Below are 24378 nucleotides of genomic sequence, written 5' to 3'. Positions count from 1 at the left end.
TGCTGCCAGGCAAGGGAATCCACGCGGGGATTGCTGTCGCCCGGGCAGTCCGGCGCGCCCGCCACGCAGCCGGGCGTTGTGGTGATCTTGCTGTCGTAGACGCCCTTGTTGGTGAACGTGCCCGGCGTCTTGATGGCGACCTTGCCCGCCGCGGCCAGGTCGCCGGCATTGGTCAGGTCGCCGGTGCCGGTGAGATTCAGGTTGCCACCGGCGGTGATCTGGCCGGCTTTGCCGAGCTGGGTGCTGGTAGTGACCTGGCTGGGCGCGGCCGCAGCCGCGCCAGTGGCAGTTTTGCCTTGTGCGACCGGCGACCATGGCGGCGGCGCGAAGCAGCTGTCGCAGGCACTCATGCTCGGCGGCACGCCGTAGACCAGCGGTCCCGCTCCGTAGATGCCGGTATTGCCCGTTGTGAGTGCCGCAAGCTGCGCCATGAAGGCCGAGAGCTCGCCCTGGTTCACCGAATCCCCGGTACTGTTGACCAGCGTTGCAGAACGGCTGTTGTCCAGGCTGCCAACGTTGAGCGTTACGTTCCTGCCCGCCGAAATGATGCCGCCCTTGTTCGAGAGCGAGGCCGTGCCGATGTCGAGGTTCCCGCCACTGATGATCTGGCCGGCGGTCCCGTCGGCCTGCCGCACCACGGTATGGTCGACGGTGGGTACGCCAATATTGAGGGTGCTTTCGGGCGTCAGCAGGAAGGGCGGCACCCTAGCCGCACCCGGGGCGGCCGGGATCAGGTGCCACAGGTCTTGTCCGTACTGCTGGTCCCCGTTCGAGGGAATGATCTCCGCACCGCGAACCAGCAGTACGGAACCGTCGGGATTGCGCCTGACGTCGGCCAGCGTGATATTGGATATTGCGCCTGGTACATAGGCAGAGCAGCTGTCGCAGGATCCCCCTTGCAACCAAGGCGAATAGCTGCCGATGATGGTCGCGTTGAGCAGACTGTCGTTGACCACCTTGGTGAAGGAACTGCCCGCATCCACCGGCGCGGTGCGGTCATTGATGACCGCGCCCGCGGCGATATGCAAGTTGCCCTTGGCGCCGATCACGCTGCCGATGTTGTTGAGCGTGCCGGAGATATCGACCTTGATGTCGCCGCCGGCCTGGGTGGTGCCGCCACGGTTGTCGTAGTCGCCGCCGGTGACGGTCAGGTTGCCCAGGGCCTCGGCGGTGCCCTGGTTGGCCACGTTGCCGCCCAGCGCCAGGTTGCCGTTGGCGTGCAGGGTGCCGGTGTTCGTCAAGGCGCCAGCGGACAGCGAGAGATGGCTGCCGCTGACAATCTGCCCGGCATTGGTGAGCGTGCCGCCGGTGGCCAGGGTCAGGTCGCCGGATTTCTGGATCGTGCCGGTGTTGGTGATGCCCTGGCTGGCGTTGAGCACCACGTTGCCGCCCGGCACGTTCCACGTGCCGGTGTTGTTGATGGCCAGCGCGGCGAGGGTCAGGGTGGCGTTGGCGTTCAGCGTGCCGGCGGTGGCCGCCGATGGGTCGAACACCTGGTTCGGCGTACTCACGGTCAGGTTGTTGCCCGCCAGGATCTGGCCTGCCGCGTTGTTGAAGCTCCCGCTGCCGCCCGTGATGCTCAGCGTCAGGTCGCCTGTCGTCGGCGCGTGTCCGGTGAGGTCGCCGGCGAAGAGGGTGCCGCCCTGGTTGCTGGCGAGCGCGCCGCTGGTGACGGCGAGATGCTTGGCGCCTGCGATCAGGCCCTGGGCATTGTCCAGGGCATTCGCCACCGTGACGTTGACGGTCTGGCCGCCGACAGTGCCGCGGTTGGTCAGGCTGGAGGCAGTCAGGCTGACCTGGTTGCCTGCGAGCGTCCCGGCGTTGCTCACGGCGCCGCCGTTGACCGTGAGCTGCTGCGTGGCGATCGTCGCCCCGCTGTTGGCAATGGACTGGCCGCCCAGCGTCATGTTGGCGGCCGTGGTGTCGCCGGTCAGGGCTAGGCTGCGCGTGGCCGTCGCGTCGAGCGTGCCGGTGACGGCATTGCCCCCGGTTGCGCCGGAACCCGCCACCGAGCCGACCTGGATATCCGTGCCGCGCAGGGTGGCGTTGCCGCCCACCCAGGTGAGCTGACCCGCCTTGAGCGTCTGCCCGGCCGTGGCCGCCAGATCGCCGCCGGTCAGCACGCTGCCGCCCAGGGTGAGGTTTTGTCCCGCGTTCACCGTGGCGCTGCCCACACTGGAGAGCGTCCCGCTCACCGTGGCCGAGCCTGCCGCGGCCTGGATCGTGGCGTTGCCGCCGCTGGCTACGCTGCCGGCCACGTTGGCGTTCTGCCCCGCCGCGATGGCGGCGTCGCCATCGCTGGTCAGCGCGCCGTTGATCGCGGCGCTGCCGGCGGTAGCGGTAATGGTGGCCTTGCCCGCGCTCTGGGCCTGGCCGCCCACCGTGACGTTCTGCGCGGCGGTGAGGGAGAGGCTGGCGTTGCTGCCGATCTGCCCGCTGGTGGTGATGCTCCCGCTGCGGGCGGTAACGCCAACCGGGCCGGTGGCGAGCACCTGGCCGCCGAGATTGGCATCGGTGCCGGCGGTAACGGCTAGCGTGCCGGGCGACACGACGTTGCCGGTGGTGGTGACATTGCCGGTGACGCCAGTGAGCGACACATTGCCGCCGGTGCTGCCCGCCATGCCGTTGATGGTGAGATGGCGTTGGGTCGACAGATCCAGATCGGAAGCGGAGACCGCGCTGCCGTCGATGGTGGTGTCGCGCGCCGCGTTGAGCTGGATGGTGCCCGGCGCGCTGACATCGCCACGCAAATGGATATCGCCACGGCCATCGTTGCCCGCCGCCGAGATGGCGATCTGCGATCCACGGACCGCGCCGCCCACATCCACGCTGCCGCCGGCGGCCAGGGTCACGGCGTTCTGCGCCTGGATGCCACCGGCACCGTGGATCGAGCCACCTGCCGACACCGCCACGGCGTTGCCCGCGTTCAGCGTGCCGCCCAGTGTGGCGTCCTGCCCGGCGTTGAGCGTGTATCCGGCCTCGCTGTGGCCATTGCCCGACGCCACCACGGCGCCGGCGGCATTGAGCGCGACCGCCTGCTTGGCGTAGGTGCTGCCAACCTTCAGGTTGCCGGCGGAGTCCAGCGTCAGGTTGCTGGCCGACGCGGCGAGATTGCCATCGGCGCGCACGCCCAGGCCCGCGGCGGTGCTCACGATATGGATCTGGCCGGCAGTCATGGCACCGAACGCGGTGGCGTCGATCGCCAGGCCGCTGGCGGCACTGGTGTTGCTGGCCGCGTTGTTTGCGCCGGTGGCCGTGGTGGCAAAGGCGCCGCCGGATGGTGCAGCGGTGGGCGGAGCGGCGGGCGTGACCAACTGGCGCCCGGCCACCAGATTGATCTGGTTGCCCGCGTAGAGCGCCGCATCGACACCGATCGACTCGGCGATCAGGTTAATGTTGCCAACCGTGCCCTCGATGCCCACGCCGTTGGGGTTCCCCGGCGACGGGTTGGCGATCTGCACGCGCCCGCCCTGCACGAGGAAGCCGGCGGCCGTGGCGGCATCGAAGCTGGTGGCTGTCCCGGCGCCCGACAGGAACTGCGGCACGCCGGTGGTGAGCGTGACCTGGGTGGTGTTGGTAAAGCTCGCACCACGGGTATAGACCCCGCCGGGCGCGGCGATCACAACCCCGGCCGGGGCGCCGAACACTTCGATGGTGCCGTTGACCTGGGCGGGCGTCTGGCTGGTGACCTGGTTGATGATCAGGCCAGCCGGGCCAGAGGTGGCCAGGTTGGCGTTGGCCCCAACCTGGCCGCCGAGGAACGTGCCGCCGCCAGTGGTGCTGTTATTGAGGATCAGGCCGATCGGATCGACCACGAATGCGCGGTACTGGTTGAGCGAGATACCCGCCGCATTGGGCGTGGTGATGCCCACCACGGGCACGCCGCCCGCCGGCGCACCCGGTCCGCTGGTGGTGCCAATCGACGGGGTGAAACGCACCGGCGCGTTCGGGTCGGTGACCGGCGCGGCATGGGCCGCCGCAGGACCAAAGCTGACCGTCACCGGCAGGTGCGCGACTGCCCAGCGCATCAGGCTTTGCCGCGCGGCGCCGGTCTGCATCGCAAGACTGGCCGGATCCGAGGCGCCCGCCGCCAACGCCCCTGCCGCCTGCCGGGCTTGCTGCAAGGACACCTGCAGCGGCGCAATCCAGGTCGTGATGGCCACCACGCCAGCCAGCGCACGCACCCACCAGCGGCGACGGCCACGCTCGGCCATGGAGAGGCCGGGCGATGGATCGGGTTGTGCGTTGTCCTGAGGCAGAGCGGCTTGTTTCACGCGGTACATGGTGCTTCCTGGCAGTGCGTCGAACTGGATGTCTTGGGGCGGGTTGCGTAGGAGGGCGGGCGGCCTTGCGGGCCGCCTTACTGCGTGATCTTTGCCTTGCCCAGCAACTGCGTGACCAGCGTGGTCGTGGCCCGCTCAAGTTCTTGCGCCTGCAACGCTTGCTGGATGCCGGGCTTGACGGTGTCATAGGCCGGGACACGGGTCGCGCGCACTTCGTCAACCTTGACCAGGAAGCGGCGGTTGTTCCAGGCCACGGGGGCGGCGCTCACCGCGCCAGCGGGCAGGGTGGACAGCGCCTGCGCAAGCGGCAAGGGCAGGTTCTGGGTCTGGCCCTCCTGCGCCGGCACCTTGAAGCTGAGCCAGTCCATCGCGCCACCACTGGCCTTGGACGGCGCGAGGCTCACCTGCTGCGCCACCTTGGCGAAGTCCTCGCCGCCCTGGATGCGTGCGAGCGCGGCGGCGGCCGCGGCATCGTCGGCGAGCTCGATCAGGCGGCCCTTGTATTCCTTGTCGCCCAGGCTTGCCACGATGGCGTTGTAGCGCGAGCGCACCTGCTCCTCGGTAACCGGTGCGGGCTTGATATGGTCCTTGAGCCAAGCCTGGGTCAGGATGGCGTCCTTCGCCTCGCGCAGGGCCTGCTGCACATCGGGCCGCGCTTCCAGCCCCTTGGCCTTGGCCGCTTCCTGGCGGAACAGCTCGCGCGCGATCAGCTGCTGCTTGATGGCGTTGCGTGTTGCGTCGTTGTCGGGGAGTTGTGCCTGCTGCATGGCACGGGTGATCTGGTCATCGGGGATTGCCACGCCGTTGACCGACGCGGCAAAGACCGGTTGCAGGCTGAAAGCCAATGCGGTGGTGGCGATAAGGCGAAAGATCTGGGATTGCATGTTGGTTTCCTTTGACATCGGATATCGGGTATCGGAGTTCTGTGTTCTGTGTTCTGTGTTCTGTGTTCTGCGTTCAGGCAGGCCGCTTCCAGCCCACCTCATCGGCCCAGCTCATCGGCCCAGCTCAATAGGTCCAGTTGAGCGTGGCCAACAAAAGCGGCGCCTTTGTGCCCAGGTAGCTGGGCTGCGCGAGCGGCACGCCAACCAGCAGCTCACTGGTGAATGTTTGCTTGGCCCACTGGGCCGAGAGACGGATGCCGGCGCCGGTGCCAGCCACCGATTGCCAGTCACGGGTTGCGACCGATTGGGTCTGGCCGCCGTCCAGGAACAGGTACGGCTCCATGCGGATGCCGGCCAGCGCCGGCGCGTTGGCCCACACCATCTCGTTGCGCAGATACGCGCCACGGTCGCCGGCGATGGCGCCTTCGCGGAAGCCGCGCACGGTGCTGACGCCGCCCGCGTAGATCTGCTCGGAGCCGAACAGCGCCACATTGGCCCACTGCGCGACGAGCTGCGCACGCCAGGCCAGCAGGGCGTCGAATGCCCGCGGCAACGGCAGTTGCAGGCTCGCATTGGCATCGAGCTTGGTGAACTGCGCATGCGCTTCGTCAGAGCGGATGTCGGCGGGGTCACGGGTGGCATTGATCAGCCGCAACCCGCGCGAGACGCCAGCCTCGGCCGTGGCATAGCCCTGCTGGTCGTTGGCGGCAAAGCGCCGCAATCCGCTCCAGGCCGCGCGCAGCACGGTGAGCCGCTGGGGATCCAGCTCCAGGTTGTTGATCTCGCGCTCGCTCTTGCGATACGTGAGGGTCAGGTCGAAAGCCTGCCGCCCGCTCCGGTCGCGGGTAAGGACCCGGTTCCAGCCCAGCGTGTGGCCAAAGGTGCGGCCGTACAGCAGCGCGGTATCGCCAATGGCGGTCTGGTACTCGGATATCGAGCCGGTATAGCTGAAGGTGTTGTAGCCGAACGGCGCCGCCGCCGAGAGCACGGCCGCATTGGTGTCGCGCGTGCCCACATAGCTGGCGGACACCGCCTCCTGCAAGCCCAGTGCGTTGTCGGCATCGATGCCCAGCCGCGTGCGCGAGATGCCCGTGGTGCGGCTGCCATAGTTGTCCACGCCGGCATTGAAGCGGAAACGGTCGCCGGCCTGGTTGGCCAGCGCCACCACCGAGCTGCCCGGCGTCTGCCCCGGCAGTATCTGCAGCTCGGCGCGGTTGCGGCGCAGGCGGTTGACCTGGTCAACCCCTTGCTCCAGATCCTGCAGGCGCAAGGTGTCGCCCGGCGCGGGGAATTGCCAGCCGGTGCCAGCGTCCGTTAGCAGCCCGCCGCCCACGGTATCGAGCCATCCGCTCTCTTTGCCATCGACGCTACCATCGCTGCCACGCGGGCGGATGGTGCGCCCGTTGAGGCGGATCGATTCGACCGTGCCCGGCACAACGGTGACCATCAGCACACCGGAGGCAAGATTCTGCTCGCCCAGATAAGCGCGCGTGGTGATCAAGCCCCGCGCCACAAAGGCTTCGGTAAAGCGCCGCAGCAACAGGTTGATGCGATTGGTCCCCAATGACTTGCCAACGAACGGTGCCGTGATGGCGCTAGTCTCGGCATCCGACAGCACGGTATTGCCGATCACCTGGATACGTTGGATCTCGAACGTGGCCGATGTCTCGGGCACCGCTTCGATGGGTGTGTCGGGTGGCAATACCTGCTGGCTCTCGATCCGGGCCGGTGGCTGGGTGGCCTCACGCTCCAGGTCGCGCTGGCGCTGCTCGCGCAACAGGCGCTGCGCTGGGTCTTCCGGCGTGAGTTGAGGCAATGGCGCTGCCGATGGCAACGGCATTGGCGGCACCTGAGCCTGCACGGAACCCGCAGACAGGATCGCCAGGGCTGTCACGGACAGCCGGAGCCGGAGCCGGAGTGGGGTAGCGCGCCGCATCATTGCCACACCCAGGAAGTGAAACCGAGGTGGTTCTCAACGGTGACGGGAACGCGCTGGCGCGGCCGCGTCACCGTGGTGGTGCCCGCAATGGCCACGTCACCCTCGAAACTGCCCCCATCCGTTACGGTGTCGCCGCCGATGCGCGTGCGGCCCGCCGCCATCCAGCTGCCACCGATGTCCGTGGCGTAGAGCCTGGCCCAGGTGTCGCCAAAGAAGGCTTTGAAGCCCCGGTCGCGCGCGATCGCCGAGTAGCCGGTCACCCCGGCGGCGTAGGTCAGCGGCGCATTGACCGTCAAGTCACCCAGCGCCAGCACGCGCCCGCCCACGTTCGCGGCCAGCTTGCCCGCCTGGATGTCGATATGGCCACCGGCGGACAACAGGCCACCCGTCACGGTGGTGGTCGATGACGCCGAGGTGCGGCAGACGATCATGCAGCTGCGGGAATAGTGCGCGGTGCCGCTGGTGATCCCTTCGGTGCGGAACGTGTCAGCCGCGCGGATCTTGATGTCGCCGTTGTTGGCATAGATTTCCCCGCCGGTGTTGATGACGTTGCGCCCGGTGAGCGTGGTGCCCTTGTCCGAAAGCAGGTAGGCAATCTGCGCCGGCCGGTCAACCTGGCCATAGTCCACGTCAAAGCGCGCGCTGGTCTTGGTCAGCACCAGCCAGCGCTGGCCACTGCCGGTCTGGTAGCTTGGCTGCTCGCCATTGGCGCCGGCCTGCTTGGTGATCTCGTTGCGCAGGTCGCCGCCGGCCGTCACGGCAAGGTAGCCGTTCGACAGCATGCGGCCATAGCGGTTGATGACATCGCCCCCGGCCCGGACCGTGACATCGTCGCCCGCACCGAAGAAGATCCCGAGATAGTCCGGGGTGGAGGTATTGAGCACGGTGCCGCCCGTCAGCACGGTTACGGCACCGGCGGACTGCGCCTGCCCCGCGATACGCGATTGCCCCTGGATCAGCGCGCCCTGGCTGGTCAGCTCGCGGTCGGACTGCAGCAGCACGCCACCCTGGGTGGCCACCAGCGTCGATTGCGCGGCGGCCGAGTCAAGCAGCACCGACCCCGCATGCAGCCGCACATCGGTCGCGGCCAGCACGCTGCTGTCACGCTGGACATAGCTGCCGGTGGCATCGATGGCCACGGCGGCGCCGGAGGCGCGTATGGCGGTGCCCTGCAACGCAAGATCGCGCACCTGGATGCCGGTGCCGGCGACGCCGTCGACATCGGTACCGGACAGCGCCGCCGTATCTGCCTGAATGCTCAGCGAGCCATTGCGCGAAGCCAGTGCCGTGCGCGTGTCAGCCTGCGTGGTCTGGAGCCGCGATGTCGCAATGACGAGGTTGCCCCCGGCCGAGGCCTGCGTGCCGGCAAGCGCAATGCCCGCGCCCGCGTCCAGAAGCCCGATACCGCCGCTGGCGCTCAGCACCGAGCCGGTCAGCCTGATGGGTTCGCTGTGTGCCTGTCCTGCCGCGCCCATCACCAGATCCCCTGTTGCGTGGGTGCCGGCGGCCAGCGTGGTGGCATGCAGGTCAATGCGGTCGGAGCTGACTTGCAGATGCCGGCCGGCATCCAGGTTGCCTGTGCCAAGCATGCCGCCAGTGCCAATCACCACATCCTGCAGCGCCTGGATCTTGCCGGAGGCGAGTTGCAGATCGCCGGTGCCGGATACCGCGAAATCGCCGGCGGTGGCGTAGGCCGAGCCGGCATGGCGCACCCCGGCGCCTTGATCCGTCACCAGCAGTGCGATCCGCCCTGAACTCAGGCTACCCGCAGCCGTGATGTCCAGCGCGATGCCCTGGCCCGGGTTCACCGCGGGCGCGGTGTATTTCACCCACGGGTGCTTTCTTTCCGGATCGTTGTCCGTCGGAGACAGGCTTGTATCGATCTCGGCGCTGCCGGTCCCCGCCACGGCACGGATGCTTGCGTTGGCATCCCCATAAAGATTCTCGACCTTACCGCCCACCCGGATCTGCTTGGCCACCAGCTCCAGGTTCAGCAGGGTGCCTGACAGCCCGCCGGGGCCGATATCGATGGTGCCCTGGCTGGTAGTGAGGACAACATTGCGCTGTAGCTGGCCGTTGGCAACGGTGAGATCATTGAATGACACCTGGCCGGTAGTCAGCGCGAGATTGCCAATGTTATGCACCGTCATGCCATTTACGGTGATCCCGTTGGGATTGGCCACAATGACATTGGCGCGATTTCCCAGCACATTCAACGGCCCTTCGAGCAACGACGGATTGGTACTCGTGACCTGATTCAGGATGGTGCGGGCGAGCACCGCGCGGTTATCGAGATCGACGCCGGCGCGCGGGACGTTGAAGTCCCGGTAGGTGTTGGTGGAAACGCCGCCAACCGCATTGGTGATGCCAACGGTGATGCGGCCATTGGCCCCCACCGTGACCGTGGGCGCGCTGTTGCCGCCATCGGGCACCACGCCGGCGGCAAGGCAAGTGCCCATGAGCAGGAGCGCGCCCCAGGCCAGAGCGGAAAGGCGCAGGCCATGCGCCGCCACTGCGATGACCGTCGTCTTTTGGTGCTCCATCCCAATCTCGCCACGCCGCACAGGGCCTCTCCCATTCTCAAAGTGTGCGCGAACGAAATCGGATAGGACGATGCGTAAGACGCTTCCCATGCTCAACAAGGAAACGCCGCCGCGATGCTGCCGATCCTGCCGCGCTGAATTTGGACGCGACATTAGCAGAGCGTCATCGTAAAAAGTTTGGGAAATTTCCCAATCTCCTGGTGTGTATTCGCTTCTGATGGCTCGGCAAACGCATCAGCCAATGGATCTAGTAAAAATTCAACAATTGTGTCTGCAACAACGGCCATGCTTTAATCGGGTGTTAGTGAAACTGAAAACAGGATCTCAATCGATCTTTCCACAGGGGAGACGATCGCTCGTAGAGGGGCGAGAGGAAGGAAGGTGTGCGTCTATAACGGCGGCCCGCCAACGAGGCTTCACCCTACGTTGGGAGGGCGGGGCCTGCAGGCCGATCACAACTACCTCACCGAGGCAGCCACAATGCACTCCGCGACAATTGGACGGTGCTATTGCGTCAAACAGATAGCGCCGAGCTACGCCGCCCCAAGCTGGCCGCCAAGCCGCACTGCAAACGCGGCCTCCAGCCTGGCGGAAAACCGGCCGATGTACTCACCGTTGCCCCAACCCGGTGGCGGAGGATTTTGGTCGCAAGAACGCGCCAATGTTCGTAGAATGTTGCCACCCGCCAGCCTCAACCAGGGAGCGCAGCAATGAAAGACAGCCCGGTGCCAGCCGATTCCGGCAATGCCGCAGCGCTCCCAGCCAGTCGCCCTCCCTCCGACCTGGCCGACGAGATGCTGGCATTCGAGCAAACGGTACTGCGGCTGATCACCCGCAATATGCCGCTCCCGGCACTGCTCGCCGAGGTATGCCGCCGCGCCGAGGCGATGCTTGGCGAAGGGCCGTCATGCTCCATTCTCCTGCTCGATGGCGATGGCACGCACGCAAAATTCGGCGCGGCGCCCTCGTTGCCCGACGCGTTCAGCGCGGCGATTGACGGGCTCCAGATCGGCCCTGGCGCCGGTTCATGCGGCACGGCCATGTTCGAGCGGCGCATGGTGGTGGTGGAGGATATCGCGACAGATCCCTTGTGGGACGACTATCGGCAGCTTGCGTTGCCGATCGGGCTGCGCGCCTGCTGGTCAATTCCGTTCCTGGACGATGCGGGGAAGGTGCTCGGGGCGTTTGCGGTCTATTACCGCGTCCCGCGGCGACCAACCGCCAAGGAAGAGACGATCCTGCGCAACATAGGGCAGAGCGTGGGCCTTGCCGTGCATCAGGATGCGATTGCGCAACGGCTCGCGCAGAGCGAAGAACATCATCGCTTCGTGGTCGATCTCCTGAGCGAAGGCATCCTCGTGCTAACGCCAAGCGGTATCGTGCTGGCATGCAACCCAAGTGCGCAGCGCATGTTCCGCTCGGCGACGTCGCTGGTTGGCAGCAATATCTACGGCAACGTCGCGCGGTCCTTTCATGACGACGGATCCCCGATCGCGTTCGCGGACCGGCCAACGTCCCGCGTGATAGCAACGGGGCAACCGGTTCTCGGCCAGGTGATCGGGCATGAACTGATCCATGGCGAGATCATCTGGGTCAGCGAGAATGTGGTCCCGATCATCAAGCCGGGCGAGACAGCACCGGGTTCCCTGCTGGTCTCCTTTGTGGATATCGGGCCGGTACGCGACGCCACCCAGCGCCTGAAGTATCTCGCGACGCGAGACTCCCTGACGGGACTGTTCAATCGCAGCTATCTTGCCGACCGGATGACCGAAATACTCGCGCCCGGCGACAACGACGGACAAGACCCGCCGCGCGTTGCCATCGTCTACGTCGACCTGGACGGCTTCAAGCTGGTCAACGACTCGGCCGGGCATGAAACCGGCGACGCCCTGCTGCGCAGCGTCGCCCAGCGGCTGACCAGCTGTGTGCGGGACGACGACACGCTCGCACGTGTGGGCGGCGATGAATTTGTGATCGTGATACGCGGCTATCGCAGCACCGAAGAGATCGCCGCGCTGGCCACGCAGCTTCTCGAGTCCATTGCATTGCCGTTCACGGTCGGCGAGAACGCGTATTTTATTGGCGCTTCGATTGGCATCAGCCTGTTTCCAGAAGACGGCCGTGACGCCGCAACACTGCTGCGCAATGCGGACTCCGCCATGTACTACGCCAAGCAACTGGGGCGCAACAGCTTCCAGTTCTTTACGGCCTCGCTTAACTTGCGCATGCAGCGCCGCTTCGCCGTGGAGCAATCCTTGCGGCGTGCGTTGACCGCAGGCGAGCTCAATGTCGTCTACCAGCCCATCGTGGACAGCCAGAGCGCAAGCGCGGTTGGCGCGGAAGCCCTCCTGCGATGGCACAGCGCCGAACTCGGTGACGTCTCGCCGGAGGAGTTCATTCCGGTCGCGGAAGAGACAGGCATGATCGTAGCCATTGGCCAGTGGGTGCTGGATCGAGCGTGCGCGCAGGCGGCAGAATGGCGGCGAACCATCGCACCGGATCTTTCGATAGCGGTGAACCTGTCCCCGCGCCAGATCAACGCGGGATTGGCGCAGATGGTCCACGGCTGCCTCACGCGCGCGGGGCTCGAGCCCAGTGCGCTGGAGCTGGAAATCACCGAGGGGCTGTTGATGATGGATAGCGAAACGGTGATGCCGGCGCTGACATCGCTGACCCGTACCGGCGTGAGGATTTCCGTCGATGATTTCGGCACGGGATACTCGTCGCTATCCTATCTAAAGCGCTTCCCGCTTCATAACCTCAAGATCGATCGATCATTCGTCGCCGGACTTCCAGACAATCGCGACTCCACCGCAATCACCCACGCTGTTGTCGCGATGGCGCACTCGCTCGGCATGAGCGTAACGGCGGAAGGCGTGGAAACCCCGGAACAGGCAGCCTATCTACGCTCCCTCGGCTGCGAGAGACAACAGGGCTTTCTATTCTGCCGGCCCGTGGCGCCTGCGGAATTTGCACGCCGGCTAGGTGAGCTTGGCTCGGCGGCGGACGCAAAATAGGGCAAATCCGGCACTGCCGTAGCTCCCCTCTCCCATTTCATGGGAGAGGGGAGCAAAACAGCGTATTGCTTCCGGCAGCCGCGTTACTCAAGATCCTCCACAAGCACCTTTCCGTATGCGGCGGCGGCGGCAACGATAAAGCCGAGCACTTCAGCGCTCAGGCCAACGATTCCCGAGAAGCTGCAAAAGTAGAATCCATAGGGCTCCACACTGGCGATGGCATCGGGCATTTGACCCGAATTCCCCGGCGACCGGAAATCAAAACCGGAGGCCCCCTTCCTGCCTGCCCCGCCGCCCGCGCGGCCGAGGATTTTCTCGGCGATGTCGTCTGACGGCAGGTCAACGACGATCTTGTATTCAATACCCATTCCGACGTCTCGGTAAAAGCTGGCGCTACCAGAAGCGGAGCGCCCCGCCCAGCATGAAGAAGATCAAGATCAGCCCGTACTCCCCGAGCAGCAGCGGCGCGATTGTCAGCAAGCCCTGGAGGACCACCGCCACCTTCCAGCACCTGGACAAGCCATAGCGCCGCCAGTACAGCGCATGCAGGATCAGGGTCAGGCCGTTGGCCACCCAGACCACGCCAAGGGCCATGATGTAGTTTTGCTGTGCGATCCGCAACACCAGGAGCAGCACACCCACCATCAAGATCAGTAGCGATCCGACACCAAGCAGAGCACGGCCCGTGGTGACCGGGTCGGACGTAGATCGTGGCATTGCATTTCCTTTGTCAGCGTGAGGCACGCCAACCAACGTTTTTAAGGGCAGCGTGTTTGTGTCCGCCGTTCCTAACCAAGCCAGCTGCGCAGGGACCGGCCACAGCGCTGGCAAACGCGCGGCGGCAAGAGCGGTGGGCAGCTGCCACCCAATTGCCCTATCGCTCTTTCAGTCCAGGCTGCGCACCACCACAAGCTGCTTGCGGAATTCAAATCCCATCTCCGGCCAGGTTTTCACGTAGTCCATCAAAGCCAGCTGGCCGGCCGGATAGTCTTCGCCGTTGACACGGCAATCCGCCTGGATCTCGCCCTCGGCATCGCGCGCGGCGTACAGGCGGATGGCGGCGAACTCGCAAGACGCAAGCAAGGGACGAAAGGCGTCAATCGAGTTCGTCAGCAGGCAGCATGGGCAGAAGTCGTGCACATCGCTCTCGCTCTCGCTATCCTGCTCGCTCGCCTCGCGGGCGGTGGCTGGGCATGACGGCTGCGCATGCGGTGCCGCCATGTAATGCGAGGCTGGGCCAAACACCACGCGGCGGCGCAGCGCCGGGTGGCCCGCCTCGCCAGGGAAGTCCATCGTCATCGACATGCACTCGGTGACTTCGGCGCGGGTGCCCTCGCGCAGCGCCACGGCATCGGTCCTGGCCCATTGCGTAAAGCCATTGCGCATGGCAGTTGCCGCGTCGATATCGCTGGCCGCATGCTGGAACTCGAAGCACCCCTCGGGTGCGAGCCGTTCATGGCAGACCTGGATGGTAGTCGATGACTGCCCCATGCCATTCTCGTGCAGATGCCATCTCACCAACCGCGGAAGCAGCCACAGGCCCTCGGCGGTCTGCAGCCAGGCGCCATGGCGGGACACCGGCAGGCTCTCGGCCATCAGCACGTCCTGGAGCAGGCTCGTCAGGTCGATGTTCTCCGTCCAGTGTTCGTCATTGCGGGTAGAAGCAATGGAGAACACAGAGGTCGTGCCGGGATTGCCCGGGTGAATCCGTGGCGTGTAGTTGGATTCCGATGTCATCTGAATACGGCTGCTTGGTAATAGGCTTTGGAAGAGCGCCGTCGAGAGAATGGGCGCTGCATTGCCCGGGGTGGCCGGCAATCCAGCCCGGCACAACCCGCAGGCAGGCTTCGGGATCGATCCGCGCCGAGTTTACAGGTTTATGCCGTAGCCGGCATAGCCTGGGCGCGATCCGCGTGCGGGCTTGCAACTGGACAACGCTTGTCCAGTCCGAATACGATACCGGCGATAACAAAACTCATGCCTCACCCAAATGCCGACTCCCGCCGAAGTGCAACGCGCTGTCCTGGACATCATGGCTTCGCAGCGTCGCGACGCATGGAAGTCTCCCGAACTCAAGCAGGCAGTCATGGCAAAGCTGGGGATGTCGGGGGATCAGGAAAAGGACGTTCGCCGTGCCTTCGCCGCGCTGGAGCAACAGAACTACCTCGCGGGTGAGGGCAATGGCTCCGCAAGACAGTGGAGACTGCTGGCAAACGGGCCGGCAGCTGCCGTGCGGCCATCGATCGATCTTTCGCTGGCGCTGCTCAAGCTGCGTCAGCTTGCACGGCACCACCTTCCCAATAGTGTCATCGGCGACCTCGAAGGGTACTTTGAAGGCGCTGCCCGCGTGCTCCGCGCGAACCCCATCGACAGCCGCTCAGAGAGCGCGCTGGCGTGGATGGGCAAGACCGCGCGCCTGGACGCCGGCTACCCCTTGATCCCGCCAACAGTCGACGAACAGTTCTTCGAGACCATCTGGGCCGCGCTGTACCTGGACCAGACGCTGTTCGTGCGCTACCAGGTGGCAGCCAGGGAGATCACACAGCCCAAGGAATACGAGGTGCTGCCCTATGCCATCGTCGAGAAGGGCTCGTTCTGGTACCTGGTGGTCAAGCACCGGCGCTCCAGCGGCAAGCAGGGCTCGCCATGGCTGATGCGGCTCGACCGCATGCTTGCGGTGGAGAACCGCGGCTTCGTGCTCAAGCGTGAGCACGGGTTCGACCTGCAGGCCTTTATCAAGGAGGAGAAGGCGCTGGAGTGGTTCGCCAGCACGCCCGAGCCACTCGTTCTGCGCGTGCGCGAGCGTGGGTCCGTCCCAAGCCAGTTCCGATCCGTGCGGCTCTCCGACGATCAGTGCATCACCGAGGAGGAGGGCGGCTTTGTCCTGACCGCCACCGTAGCGCCGTCGATCGCGCTGAACAATCTGCTGCTGGAGCGCTCGCCGTTTGTGGAGGTCATTGCCCCGGCAAGTGTCCGGCGCGAGATCGGCAAGCTCCTCCGGGAAGCGGCTTCCCTGTACGCCGACGACGGCTGCAACGATGGCGATGACGATGACCACACCGCCGGGCCAACGGCCACGCAGCCATCGGCCTTGGGGTCGGTCACGTAAGGAAAGCCTTAACGCACCAGATCCGGCCAGGGAAACGCAACCACCAGATCCGCGCTCGCCTTTTCGAAAGGGCGCGCGGAGTACCGCAAGCGCCGGGCGATGACCCCGGTGCGCTGGCGCAGCGCGGCAATGGCCGCGCTCGGGCCCGCAATGGAGACCCAGGAGGGCGCCGCGTAGCCTCCACCGATCAGGGCGACCAGATCCTCTTCGATCTTGCCGGCCAGGCGCTCGGGCGCGGGGTCGGTTTGCTGCAGCAGCAAGCAGGTGGTATCCAGCGATGCCAGCTCCCGCAGCCACCTGAGCGGCTCGCTGCCCGCAGGCAACAGCGCGGCCGGATCCAGCGTCGAGCGCAAGAGAATGCCCAGCGCGCTCGCCAGGCTGCGCGAACCAGCGAGGATCCAGCTGCCCGCGCGGACGGCCGGCAGCTGGCTGGCAGCACCAAGCACAAGCGCAATCTCAAGGCTGCCGGTGTTGCGCGCCTTCCTCATCGCCTGCACCGGCCCCATGGCATTCCACATCGCGCCCCCGTTAGCGCCGGTCAGGCGCGCAGCGTCAACCAGGTGGACAACCACATCGGCGCGCGCGCCGGCATGCCCGGCCTGCATCCATTCCAGGGCACCCGCAAACGTCGGGCAATCCATGATCACGCCCTGCACCTCCTCCGCCGAGAAACCCCACCGCTGAATCGCAACCCGCAGCGGCTTGATCGGGGTCAGCACGTCGTGGCCAATGGTCATGTCGAGGGGGTCGTTCTGATGCATTTGCAGGCTCCTGTGTATCGGTAGCCGCAAGTCTGCTGCCCGCACCGGACAATTCACTGTCCGGTATCGCCTCCAATATGCACGCCTGTCATGCGGTTGAATGCCATGCAACCTCAACCGGCTGCCCAAGAAAAAAGATCCAGGATTTCCCTAAAGTTATCCGAGGAATGGCCGATCTGGAATTGGCGAACGCATCACACGGCAACGCGCATCACTGGAATCCAAGATGAACACGCAATGGCAACGCCGGATAGCCCGGCTGACAGCACACCACCCGGACCGTCTGGCAGGACTCAACCCACCCGCATCGGCCGAACGGGTGGCAGACCTTGAGCGCGAGCTCGGCGTGTCCTTGCCCGATGACTACGTGCAATGCCTGCTGGTGCACGACGGCCAGGATCGCCATGCCGAATGGCTCTTCGACGGTACCGAATTCCTATCCACCACACGCGTGCTGCGTGAGTGGAAGGTGTGGCACGCACTCTGGGCCAGCGGCGAGTTCGCGCAAATGACCGCAAGGCCGGATCCCGGCGTGAAGCCACTGTGGTGGTCGCCAAAATGGATCCCCTTCACCTACAACGGCGCCGGCGATCACCTCTGCCTGGACCTGGATCCGGATACCGGCGGCCAGTACGGCCAGGTCATCGCCCTGTGGCACGACGCCCCCAAGAGAGAGCGCATTGCGGACAGCTTCGGCCAATGGTTCTCGCAATTCACTGAGCGCCAGCGCTAAACAAGCGAACCACAGCCAAGTCCAGCCAAGTCCAGCCAAGCCCAACCAAGAGAAGCAAGAGCAAGCAATGAGAGAATCCGCAACGCAGCTGCGTGAGCAACGGCTTCAAACCCTATTCGACGATTGCCAGCAGCATGTGCTTGCCCAGATCATCGGCCCCTTTGGCTTGTCCACGGCGATGTTCCAGGACAAGACCGGCGGCAACGTCACCACCGCCCACAACTTCGCCCAAGGCACCACCGCAACGGACGATGACAAGGCGCGATACGCGCGCTTCCGGCAAAGCGCCGACGAATTCGATCGCGCCAGCTACGCGGCAAGCACCACCGACTGGCAACGCAAGCGCGACAGCGCGGCGCAAAGCGGCATCGATGGCTACACCGGCAAGCCGCTCAGCGAAGACTTCGACCTCGACCATGTCATTGCGCTCAAGGCCGTTGCCACCGATCCCCGCGCGCACCTCGCGCTTGGCGAAGTCAAGGACGGCACTGCCAGCGTCGACAAGATCAAGACGCTCCTCAACGACGACGCCAACCTGGTCGGCACCGACGCCAGCCTGAACCGATCGAAGAGCGACAAGGATGCCCAGGAATGGGCCCGTGCCAATAAAGCCGGCCAGGACGACAAAACCAACGCCGAGCACTACGAGGTGGATCCCAAGCGCATGGACGAGGCCTACCGCACGGCCTCCGACAAGATCAACGCCACCATCGACACCAGCCTGCTCAAGAAACAAACGGGCGAGCTCCTGACCACCGGCCTGGACCAAGCCGCGCGCATGGCCGTGCGCCAGGCGCTAGGGCTGCTGCTAACCGAACTGGTCAACGGCCTGTTCAATGAGTTCAAGGTCCTGATCAAACGGGGCGTGGAGGCAGGAAAAACGCTCTTCCAGGACATTCGCGAGCGCCTTGGCCGCGTCATCCAAACCGTGGCCGCAAAGCTGCCAGATGCCATGGGGCAGCTGCTTGGCGGCGGCGTCAGCGGCTTCATGAGCAATCTGCTCACGTTCCTCATCAATTCGTTCATCACCACGGCCAAACGCATCGTCACCGCATTGCGCGAGGTACTGCTCGGCCTCTATCGCGCGTTCAAGCTCATCGCCATGCGGCCCGCACACATGACGCCGCGCGAGGCCATGCAGGCCGCGCTGAAGATCCTTGCCACCGTCGTCGCCACCACGGTCGGCGTGCTGCTTGAAGAGAGCGTGGCAGCCTTCATGCTCACCATTCCCTTCCTCAAGCCATTTGCCGATGTGGTGTCCCCCGTGCTGGTGGGCATTGTCAGCGGCCTGCTGTCCGCGTACCTCGCCTATCAGATCGACAGCGCGTTTGACCGGCAGGCACGCGACGAGACACTGCTGGACGAACTCATGGCCGACGCACAACGCCGCGCCGGGTTCGCGGAAGAACTGCGCGCCCTGTGTGACGCCTCCCTGCGCAATGTCGAACAGTACGCCCAAGCCATGCAGGGCTACGCCGACATCGGCGCAGCCTATGGCCAGGCAGGACAGACGAGCGCGCTCACCCTCGCCAGCCTGGAACACACCAATACCCAGACGCGCGAGCAGGTTCGCCGCAGCCACGAAGGCGTAGCCAGCCTCGAACACCGTCAACAGCAAATCGACGCCTTCCTGAACAATCTCTAACACGGACAGCAGCATGAGTTACGCAGGCAAGCAGGATCTACAGATCGTTCACGCATTCTCCTCGGTGGAACTGCCAGAGCATATTTTTAGTTCCGGCAAGATCCAGGAACTGGTCTCCCGCATGGCAGACGCCAAGAACGCCACCGAAGGCGACGGCAATCGCCTGGCCCGCCTGCGCCGCGAGAAATCCAGCAGCAATTTTGTCAGCAACTGGTGGAACGACCTCGACGACAAGATCCAGGACGCCAGCCTTGACCTTAGCCAATCCATTGGCAGCCTGACCCAGCGATCCGCGGAACTGCTGGCCGTCAACACCGCCATCTCCAAGGTCCTCAGCGACCAGCAGCAGGTGCTGCTAGAGCAGCAATCACAACTGCGCCAGCAAGCCACCGCGCTTGCCGAGCAGAACAAGCAGATCCGCGCCCAGCAGGACGAACTCGCGCAGCAGCAAACCGCGATCCACGCCGCCAACGAAGGCCTGCTGCAAGCCAAGGGCGTGTCCCAGGAACAAGCCCTCAAGCTCATCGGCTGCGTGCAACGCGTGGAAGCCGCCGAAGCCAAGATGGAATCGGCGAACCAGGCACTGCTCCAAGGCATGGAAAGCCAACTCGCCCAGGCCGCGCAGACACAACTCGCCAAGCTCCGTGCGGAGCAGCTGCAGGGCACAAAGCGCACCCGCTATGCCATCGCGGCCGCGCTGAGCCTGAGCGTGGTATCGATTGCGCTGCAGTTGGCGCTGCACTTCGGCGCCAGGTAAGTCACGGCTAGTGCGGTACCGGATCGGACGGTGCGTCCCCCGGTTGCAAAAAACAAGCGCGTCACGCGATAGCGGCGCCGCATTGTCAGATAAAAAAGTAGAGGAAACCTAACCCATGACGGCAGCCAGCCGAATCCTGAGATTCTTCGTGTACCTGTCGATATTCGCGGGGCTGCTCATGCTACGCAACGCGCTCGTCCCCCACAGTTATGACGAGCCGGTGCGCTTTCTCCTGACGGTTGCCGCAGCCGCGATACTCTGCATGCTGTATTACATCGTGTCCGAAGGGCACTGGGCGGAGATTGCCGGCAGCATCGTGATCTCGCTGGCGCTCACCGTTGCCGCCGCCCTGTTTCCGCCGCTAGGCATCCTGGTTGTGCTCTGGGTGCTCTTCAACATCGCCAAGACGCTGGCGTCCATCGTCCAGCTACTGCCGCTAGCCATCGCCAGTGTGCTGTTGTACGTACTACTCTTCCCCGCGCCAGTCCTGCGCGCGGTAGGGCTGCAAGGGTTCCTCGGACAGCCGGTGCTGATCGCATACGCGGCATTCAGCATCCTCTACGCCGCAAAGGCCGCTCGAGACCCCATGAAGCTGGGACTGTTCAAGTTATCCATCATGCTGCTCTCCGTCCCACTGCTGGCGCTGCTGATCGCGTCGATCCGGTCGGGACTGCAAAACCTGTTCAGGCAATCGCTCACCTCAACGTCCCGGGCCATCCAGATGCCCCAGACCGTCCAGGCACACGTCCGCGCTGGCGTGCAGGTTGACGCCTACACGCGAGCCGTATCGAAGACCATCACCGAGACGGCCGTCTCCACGACGGTTGGGACCGGCGGCGTCATGATTGGCGTGGGTGCGGAACTGGTGAAGGGAAACAAGCCGTCTGAGCGTGGCGATCGCGACGGCGCGCGGTAACACGCGCAGCACGCCCCGGGTCACCTCGCATTCGCCTGGGCCAGCCCCGGGTAAAAATCGATGCGCCTACAAACGGCTTGCCAGCAAGCCGCGTTGATCCACGGCAGGCTCAGCGCCTGGTAGCCGGCAGCCAACCAAGGCGAGCGGAGCGCAGAAAGTGACGCCGAAGGTTCGGTTCCACACAGATCGCCGCTTGCACAAGTGAATAATAGTCACAAGCGCGGAGCCAGCGTGGCAGGACCAGACCACCTCAACAGAAGAGGGGGCAAAACAACATGCATCACCAAGCTGCACGAGCCGCAATGATGGCGGCCGTTGCCCTGTTTGCCGCTGCCGCAGCCTGTGCGCAAACGCCAGCGAGCCAAGGCGACGTCAGCAAGGCGCAAAGGATGTCGGTCTGCCAGTGCGTAGCCGACCTCCTTTTCATGGCCGCGCAACAGCGCGATACGGGGGTGCCCAGGCAAGATGTACTGACGAAAGTGAATCAGGTTGGCGGCGGCGACCCGCTCTTTCTCTCCACGGCCACCGAGGCGACCAACATTGCGTACGACATGCCGCAGATATCGCCGGCGAAACTGAGAAAGATTCATATCGACAGGTGCAGGAAGGGGGGCCGGTGAGGAACGTGGACGCCAGATCCTGCCGCGTCAGCGGCGCTTGATCTCGGCGCGCAGCGCCTCCAGCTCGATGCCGTTTGGCAAACAGGCTGCCGGGCAGGGAGACGTCATCTAGCGCACCCCTAGCGAATCTGCGAGGTTGGTTCCGGACCTGGGCAACAAGGGTGCGGACACCCCGGCATGAAATCGATATTTGCAAAGTTCGGCGCCAGCGATTTGCCTGGGTTGTGGCGGGCGATTTCCATGGAGATCATGCTCGCCGGCACACCAAATGTTGTCAGCAACTGCGTCAAGTGCGCTGTGCGCTTACGCGCGAGAACATGACTGACACCAAACGCGGGTGCCTCATACAGGGCGATGTGAAACTCCTTCTTGTTCTCATATTTCCCGGGAGAGTCGATCATCCACTCCGCCATTCTGCGAACTTCCGAAGCGGGCAGGCGATCCGCACCGGGCTCAAAATGGCTGTTGAAGGAAATATTGAAGCTGCAAGCCAGGACGGGCTGCGCCAAGATTGCTGCTGCTGCAGCAACCGTGCGGAAGTACTTGGACAATGACATAGGTGGCCACGTTGTCGGCATTCTCAATGCCCTGCGGGTTCTTTGCCGCAGCCTGCCGTTTGACAACAGGCTGCCGCGCAGGGAGACGTCATCTAGCGCACGCCTAGCGAATCCGCGACGTCGGTTCCGGACCCGGGCAGCAAGGGTGCGGGCACCCCGGCATGAAATTGATATGCGCAAAATTCGGCGGCTCCGCCGACTTGCCAAGTTTGTAGCGGGGGATTTCCATGGAAATCATGCTCACCGGCACACCAAAAGTCGTCAGCAAATGCTCCAGGTGAGATGCGCGCTTGCGTGCGAGAGCATGACTGACACCAACGGTGGGGGCCTCGTAGACGAGAATGTGAAACTCCTCCTTGTTCTCAAAGGCTGCCGGGTCGTCGATCATCCACTCCGCCAGTCTGCGCACTTCCGAAGCCGGCAGGCGATCCGAGCCGGGCTCGAAATGGCTGTTGAAGGAAATATCGAAGCTGCAAGCCAGGGCGGGCTGCGCCAAGATTGCTGCTGCTGCAGCAACCGTGCGGAAGTAATTGGACAATGACATAGGTGGCCACGTTGTCGGCATTCTCAATGCACTGCGGGTTCTTTGCCGCAGCCTGTCGTTTGACAAGAGGCTGCCGCGCAGGGAGACGTCATCTAGCGCACGCCTAGCGAATCTGCGAGGTCGGTTCCGGACCTGGGCAGCAAGGGTGCGGGCACCCCGGCATGAAATTGATATGCGCAAAATTCGGCGCCATCGATTTGCCTTGGTTGTAGGGGGCGATTTCCATGGAGATCATGCTCGCCGGCACACCAAATGTCGTCAGCAACTGCTTCAAGTGAGCTGTGCGCTTACGCGCGAGAGCATGACTGACACCAAACGCGGGGGCCTCATACAGGGCAATGTGAAAGCCCTTCTTGTTCTCATAGGATGCCGGATCGTCGATCATCCACTCCGCCATTCTGCGAACTTCCGATGCGGGCAGGCGATCCGCACCGGGCTCGAAATGGCTGTTGAAGGAAATATTGAAGCTGCAAGCCAGGGCGGGCTGCGCCAAGATCGCTGCTGCTGCAGCAACCGTGCGGAAGTACTTGGACAATGACATAGGCGGCCACGTTGTCGGCATTCTCGATGCACTACGGGTTCTTTGCCGCAGCCTGCCGTTTGACAACAGGCTGCCGGACAGGGAGACGTCCTCTAGCGCACGCCTAGCGAATCTGCGAGGTCGGTTCCGGACCCGGGCAGCAAGGGTGCGGACATCCTGGTAGGAAGTCGATTTGCGCGAAGCTGGGCGGCAACTCGGATTTGCCTGGCTTGTAACTGCCGATCTCCATGGAGATCCTGCTTACGGGCACGTCAAGCGTCGTCAGAAGGTGCTCCAAGTGAGATACGCGTTTGCGCGCGCGCGCACGACTGATACCGGCGAGAGGGGCCTCGTACAGGAAGATATGGAAGCTCTCCTTGTTTTCATACTTCCCCGGCCCGTCGATCATCCACTCTGCCAGTCGGCGCACTTCTGAAGCCGGCAAGCGATCAGTATCAGACTCGAAGCTTGTGTTGAATGCAATGTTGAAGCTGCACGCCAGTGCAGGCTGAACAAGGATCGCAGCCGCTGCTACGAGAGTGCGGCAGTACTTAGATTTTGACAATGACATAGCCGGCCACGCTATCTGCGTTCTCGATACACCGCGGGTTCTTTGCCGCGGCTTGCTGTTTGGCTGTATATAGCCGATAGAAGGGATCTTCGGTCGCCATGGCATCCTGGAAGTGGGAAACCTCATGCACCAGCGTTAGCAACTGCGAATCGATACTGTCGGCATAGTGGGGTAACGTGCAGAAATTAGGCGCAATGGCGATGGTGTGCGTCTTCGTATCCGGAGCGCATACTGCGGCCGCGATTTCCGGATTGTTGCGTGTTTTAGGCGTGCAACCAATGTATTCCATCTTCTCGTCGGAGTATCGAACAAAGTTGTCGGCGGTCAGGCTCCTGAGGATCGACTCGATACGGGGAATGCCCTCAAGCAGGCGTTGGCGGACCCTTTCATCGGATACGCCAAACCACGTCTCAACTCGCGCCCGATCCGCGTGGCCCCACCTTCGAAGCTCCACCAACCTCTTGCCGCAGCACAAAACGGCCGTGTCGCGGAGCCTGAGAACGAGGCTGACAAACTCCGCATTGCTCATGTTCGCACAGATCCGCTCCGAATCATCCACGAGGTGGCTTGGCCCGTCAGACAACTTCTCAGCGGCGCTTGGTGCGTAAGTGCCTGGCGCAACCGAAGGCTGGAGGCGGCCTCCCCGGTTCACCTGAATGATGAAATCCCGCTGTGACGGGATGACCAGCGGCTTGTCCGCGCATTGGCACATCACCCTGGCGCCCCGCACCAGAATCTGGCGCCCGTCCATGAGCGTGAAGTCCGGATAGGCGTCGTTCATCACCGGGCCACCCACCTTGCAAGCTGGACAGGTAGCGTGGTCGCCCTCCGCCGCAACGGCGACACCGTGATGCGTAAAGCCGATCACTGTGGACATCAGCACCCCGCCGGTGCCGGTCTCGTCGCCATGTTTCAGGGCCTCTCGCATATCCTGCATACCATCCTCCGTTGTCAGGTCGCCGACACGCAAAGTGGTCGG

At 64.3% G+C, this 24378-nt stretch carries 19 protein-coding genes; 7 read left to right on the top strand and 12 right to left on the bottom strand.

The window, feature by feature from the left end; all coding sequences use genetic code 11:
• The 4 genes from AC1DQR_RS18935 to AC1DQR_RS18920 all read right to left on the bottom strand — a co-directional run.
• Nucleotides 1-4283: beta strand repeat-containing protein (locus AC1DQR_RS18935; protein WP_477133540.1), on the bottom strand; the 4283-nt coding region annotated here is incomplete at its 3' end.
• A 77-nt stretch (nucleotides 4284-4360) separates the two neighbouring features.
• Nucleotides 4361-5167 (bottom strand): peptidylprolyl isomerase, encoded by an 807-nt coding sequence (locus tag AC1DQR_RS18930; protein ID WP_477133539.1) that lies wholly within the window; start codon nucleotides 5165-5167, stop codon nucleotides 4361-4363.
• 124 nt (nucleotides 5168-5291) lie between these two features.
• On the bottom strand, nucleotides 5292-7106 hold the full coding sequence (locus tag AC1DQR_RS18925) for a ShlB/FhaC/HecB family hemolysin secretion/activation protein (RefSeq protein ID WP_477133538.1): 1815 nt from the start codon (nucleotides 7104-7106) through the stop codon (nucleotides 5292-5294).
• Complete coding sequence (locus AC1DQR_RS18920; protein ID WP_477133537.1) at nucleotides 7103-9649, bottom strand: two-partner secretion domain-containing protein; 2547 nt, start codon at nucleotides 9647-9649, stop codon at nucleotides 7103-7105. Before AC1DQR_RS18920 ends, AC1DQR_RS18925 begins: the two co-directional genes overlap by 4 nt.
• 710 nt (nucleotides 9650-10359) lie before the next feature.
• Here AC1DQR_RS18920 and AC1DQR_RS18915 point away from each other — a divergent pair.
• The gene (locus AC1DQR_RS18915; RefSeq protein ID WP_477133536.1) at nucleotides 10360-12666 is read left to right on the top strand and encodes a putative bifunctional diguanylate cyclase/phosphodiesterase; all 2307 of its coding nucleotides are present in this window, start codon (nucleotides 10360-10362) and stop codon (nucleotides 12664-12666) included.
• An 83-nt stretch (nucleotides 12667-12749) separates the two neighbouring features.
• Here the strand turns inward: AC1DQR_RS18915 and AC1DQR_RS18910 are convergent, their stop codons facing one another.
• The 3 genes from AC1DQR_RS18910 to AC1DQR_RS18900 form a co-directional block, all read right to left on the bottom strand.
• Nucleotides 12750-13034, bottom strand: a complete 285-nt coding sequence (locus tag AC1DQR_RS18910; protein WP_416050095.1) for a hypothetical protein — start codon at nucleotides 13032-13034, stop codon at nucleotides 12750-12752.
• 25 nt (nucleotides 13035-13059) lie between these two features.
• A complete protein-coding gene (locus AC1DQR_RS18905; RefSeq protein ID WP_477133535.1) occupies nucleotides 13060-13383 on the bottom strand; it encodes a hypothetical protein in 324 nt (107 codons plus the stop codon).
• A gap of 168 nt (nucleotides 13384-13551) precedes the next feature.
• Entirely contained in the window at nucleotides 13552-14403 is an 852-nt protein-coding gene (locus tag AC1DQR_RS18900) for a DUF6348 family protein (protein ID WP_477133534.1), read from the bottom strand.
• A 295-nt stretch (nucleotides 14404-14698) separates the two neighbouring features.
• Between AC1DQR_RS18900 and AC1DQR_RS18895 the strand changes: the two genes are divergently transcribed.
• Nucleotides 14699-15775 carry a helix-turn-helix transcriptional regulator gene (locus AC1DQR_RS18895; RefSeq protein ID WP_477133533.1) on the top strand — a complete coding sequence of 359 codons (1077 nt, stop codon included), beginning with the start codon at nucleotides 14699-14701 and terminating at the stop codon, nucleotides 15773-15775.
• A gap of 8 nt (nucleotides 15776-15783) precedes the next feature.
• On the opposite strand, the gene AC1DQR_RS18890 is transcribed toward AC1DQR_RS18895, so the two are convergent.
• Nucleotides 15784-16536 (bottom strand): hypothetical protein, encoded by a 753-nt coding sequence (locus tag AC1DQR_RS18890; RefSeq protein ID WP_477133532.1) that lies wholly within the window; start codon nucleotides 16534-16536, stop codon nucleotides 15784-15786.
• A gap of 226 nt (nucleotides 16537-16762) precedes the next feature.
• Here AC1DQR_RS18890 and AC1DQR_RS18885 point away from each other — a divergent pair, with 226 nt between their 5' ends.
• The 5 genes from AC1DQR_RS18885 (at nucleotide 16763) to AC1DQR_RS18865 (ending at nucleotide 21207) form a co-directional block, all read left to right on the top strand.
• On the top strand, nucleotides 16763-17269 hold the full coding sequence (locus AC1DQR_RS18885) for an SMI1/KNR4 family protein (protein WP_477133531.1): 507 nt from the start codon (nucleotides 16763-16765) through the stop codon (nucleotides 17267-17269).
• A gap of 67 nt (nucleotides 17270-17336) precedes the next feature.
• A complete protein-coding gene (locus AC1DQR_RS18880) occupies nucleotides 17337-18914 on the top strand; it encodes an AI-2E family transporter (protein WP_477133530.1) in 1578 nt (525 codons plus the stop codon).
• Between the two features lie 13 nt (nucleotides 18915-18927).
• Nucleotides 18928-19671 carry a hypothetical protein gene (locus AC1DQR_RS18875; protein ID WP_477133529.1) on the top strand — a complete coding sequence of 248 codons (744 nt, stop codon included), beginning with the start codon at nucleotides 18928-18930 and terminating at the stop codon, nucleotides 19669-19671.
• Between the two features lie 115 nt (nucleotides 19672-19786).
• Entirely contained in the window at nucleotides 19787-20587 is an 801-nt protein-coding gene (locus tag AC1DQR_RS18870; protein WP_477133528.1) for a hypothetical protein, read from the top strand.
• Between the two features lie 275 nt (nucleotides 20588-20862).
• Nucleotides 20863-21207 carry a hypothetical protein gene (locus AC1DQR_RS18865; RefSeq protein WP_416050086.1) on the top strand — a complete coding sequence of 115 codons (345 nt, stop codon included), beginning with the start codon at nucleotides 20863-20865 and terminating at the stop codon, nucleotides 21205-21207.
• Between the two features lie 119 nt (nucleotides 21208-21326).
• On the opposite strand, the gene AC1DQR_RS18860 is transcribed toward AC1DQR_RS18865, so the two are convergent.
• The 4 genes from AC1DQR_RS18860 to AC1DQR_RS18845 all read right to left on the bottom strand — a co-directional run bounded on the left by AC1DQR_RS18860 (nucleotide 21327) and on the right by AC1DQR_RS18845 (nucleotide 24336).
• Nucleotides 21327-21764: a hypothetical protein gene (locus tag AC1DQR_RS18860; protein WP_477133527.1), complete on the bottom strand. Its 438-nt coding sequence runs from the start codon at nucleotides 21762-21764 to the stop codon at nucleotides 21327-21329.
• Nucleotides 21765-21867: 103 nt separating this feature from the next.
• The gene (locus tag AC1DQR_RS18855) at nucleotides 21868-22308 is read right to left on the bottom strand and encodes a hypothetical protein (protein WP_477133526.1); all 441 of its coding nucleotides are present in this window, start codon (nucleotides 22306-22308) and stop codon (nucleotides 21868-21870) included.
• 103 nt (nucleotides 22309-22411) lie between these two features.
• Nucleotides 22412-22849 (bottom strand): hypothetical protein, encoded by a 438-nt coding sequence (locus AC1DQR_RS18850; protein WP_477133525.1) that lies wholly within the window; start codon nucleotides 22847-22849, stop codon nucleotides 22412-22414.
• 530 nt (nucleotides 22850-23379) lie between these two features.
• On the bottom strand, nucleotides 23380-24336 hold the full coding sequence (locus AC1DQR_RS18845) for a M35 family metalloendopeptidase (protein ID WP_477133524.1): 957 nt from the start codon (nucleotides 24334-24336) through the stop codon (nucleotides 23380-23382).
• Between the last annotated feature and the right edge of the window lie 42 nt (nucleotides 24337-24378).

It is taken from the genome of Cupriavidus sp. 05L411 (assembly GCF_056398045.1).
Note: the sequence above shows the minus strand (reverse complement) of the source record. Positions and strands in the feature narration are given on the sequence as shown.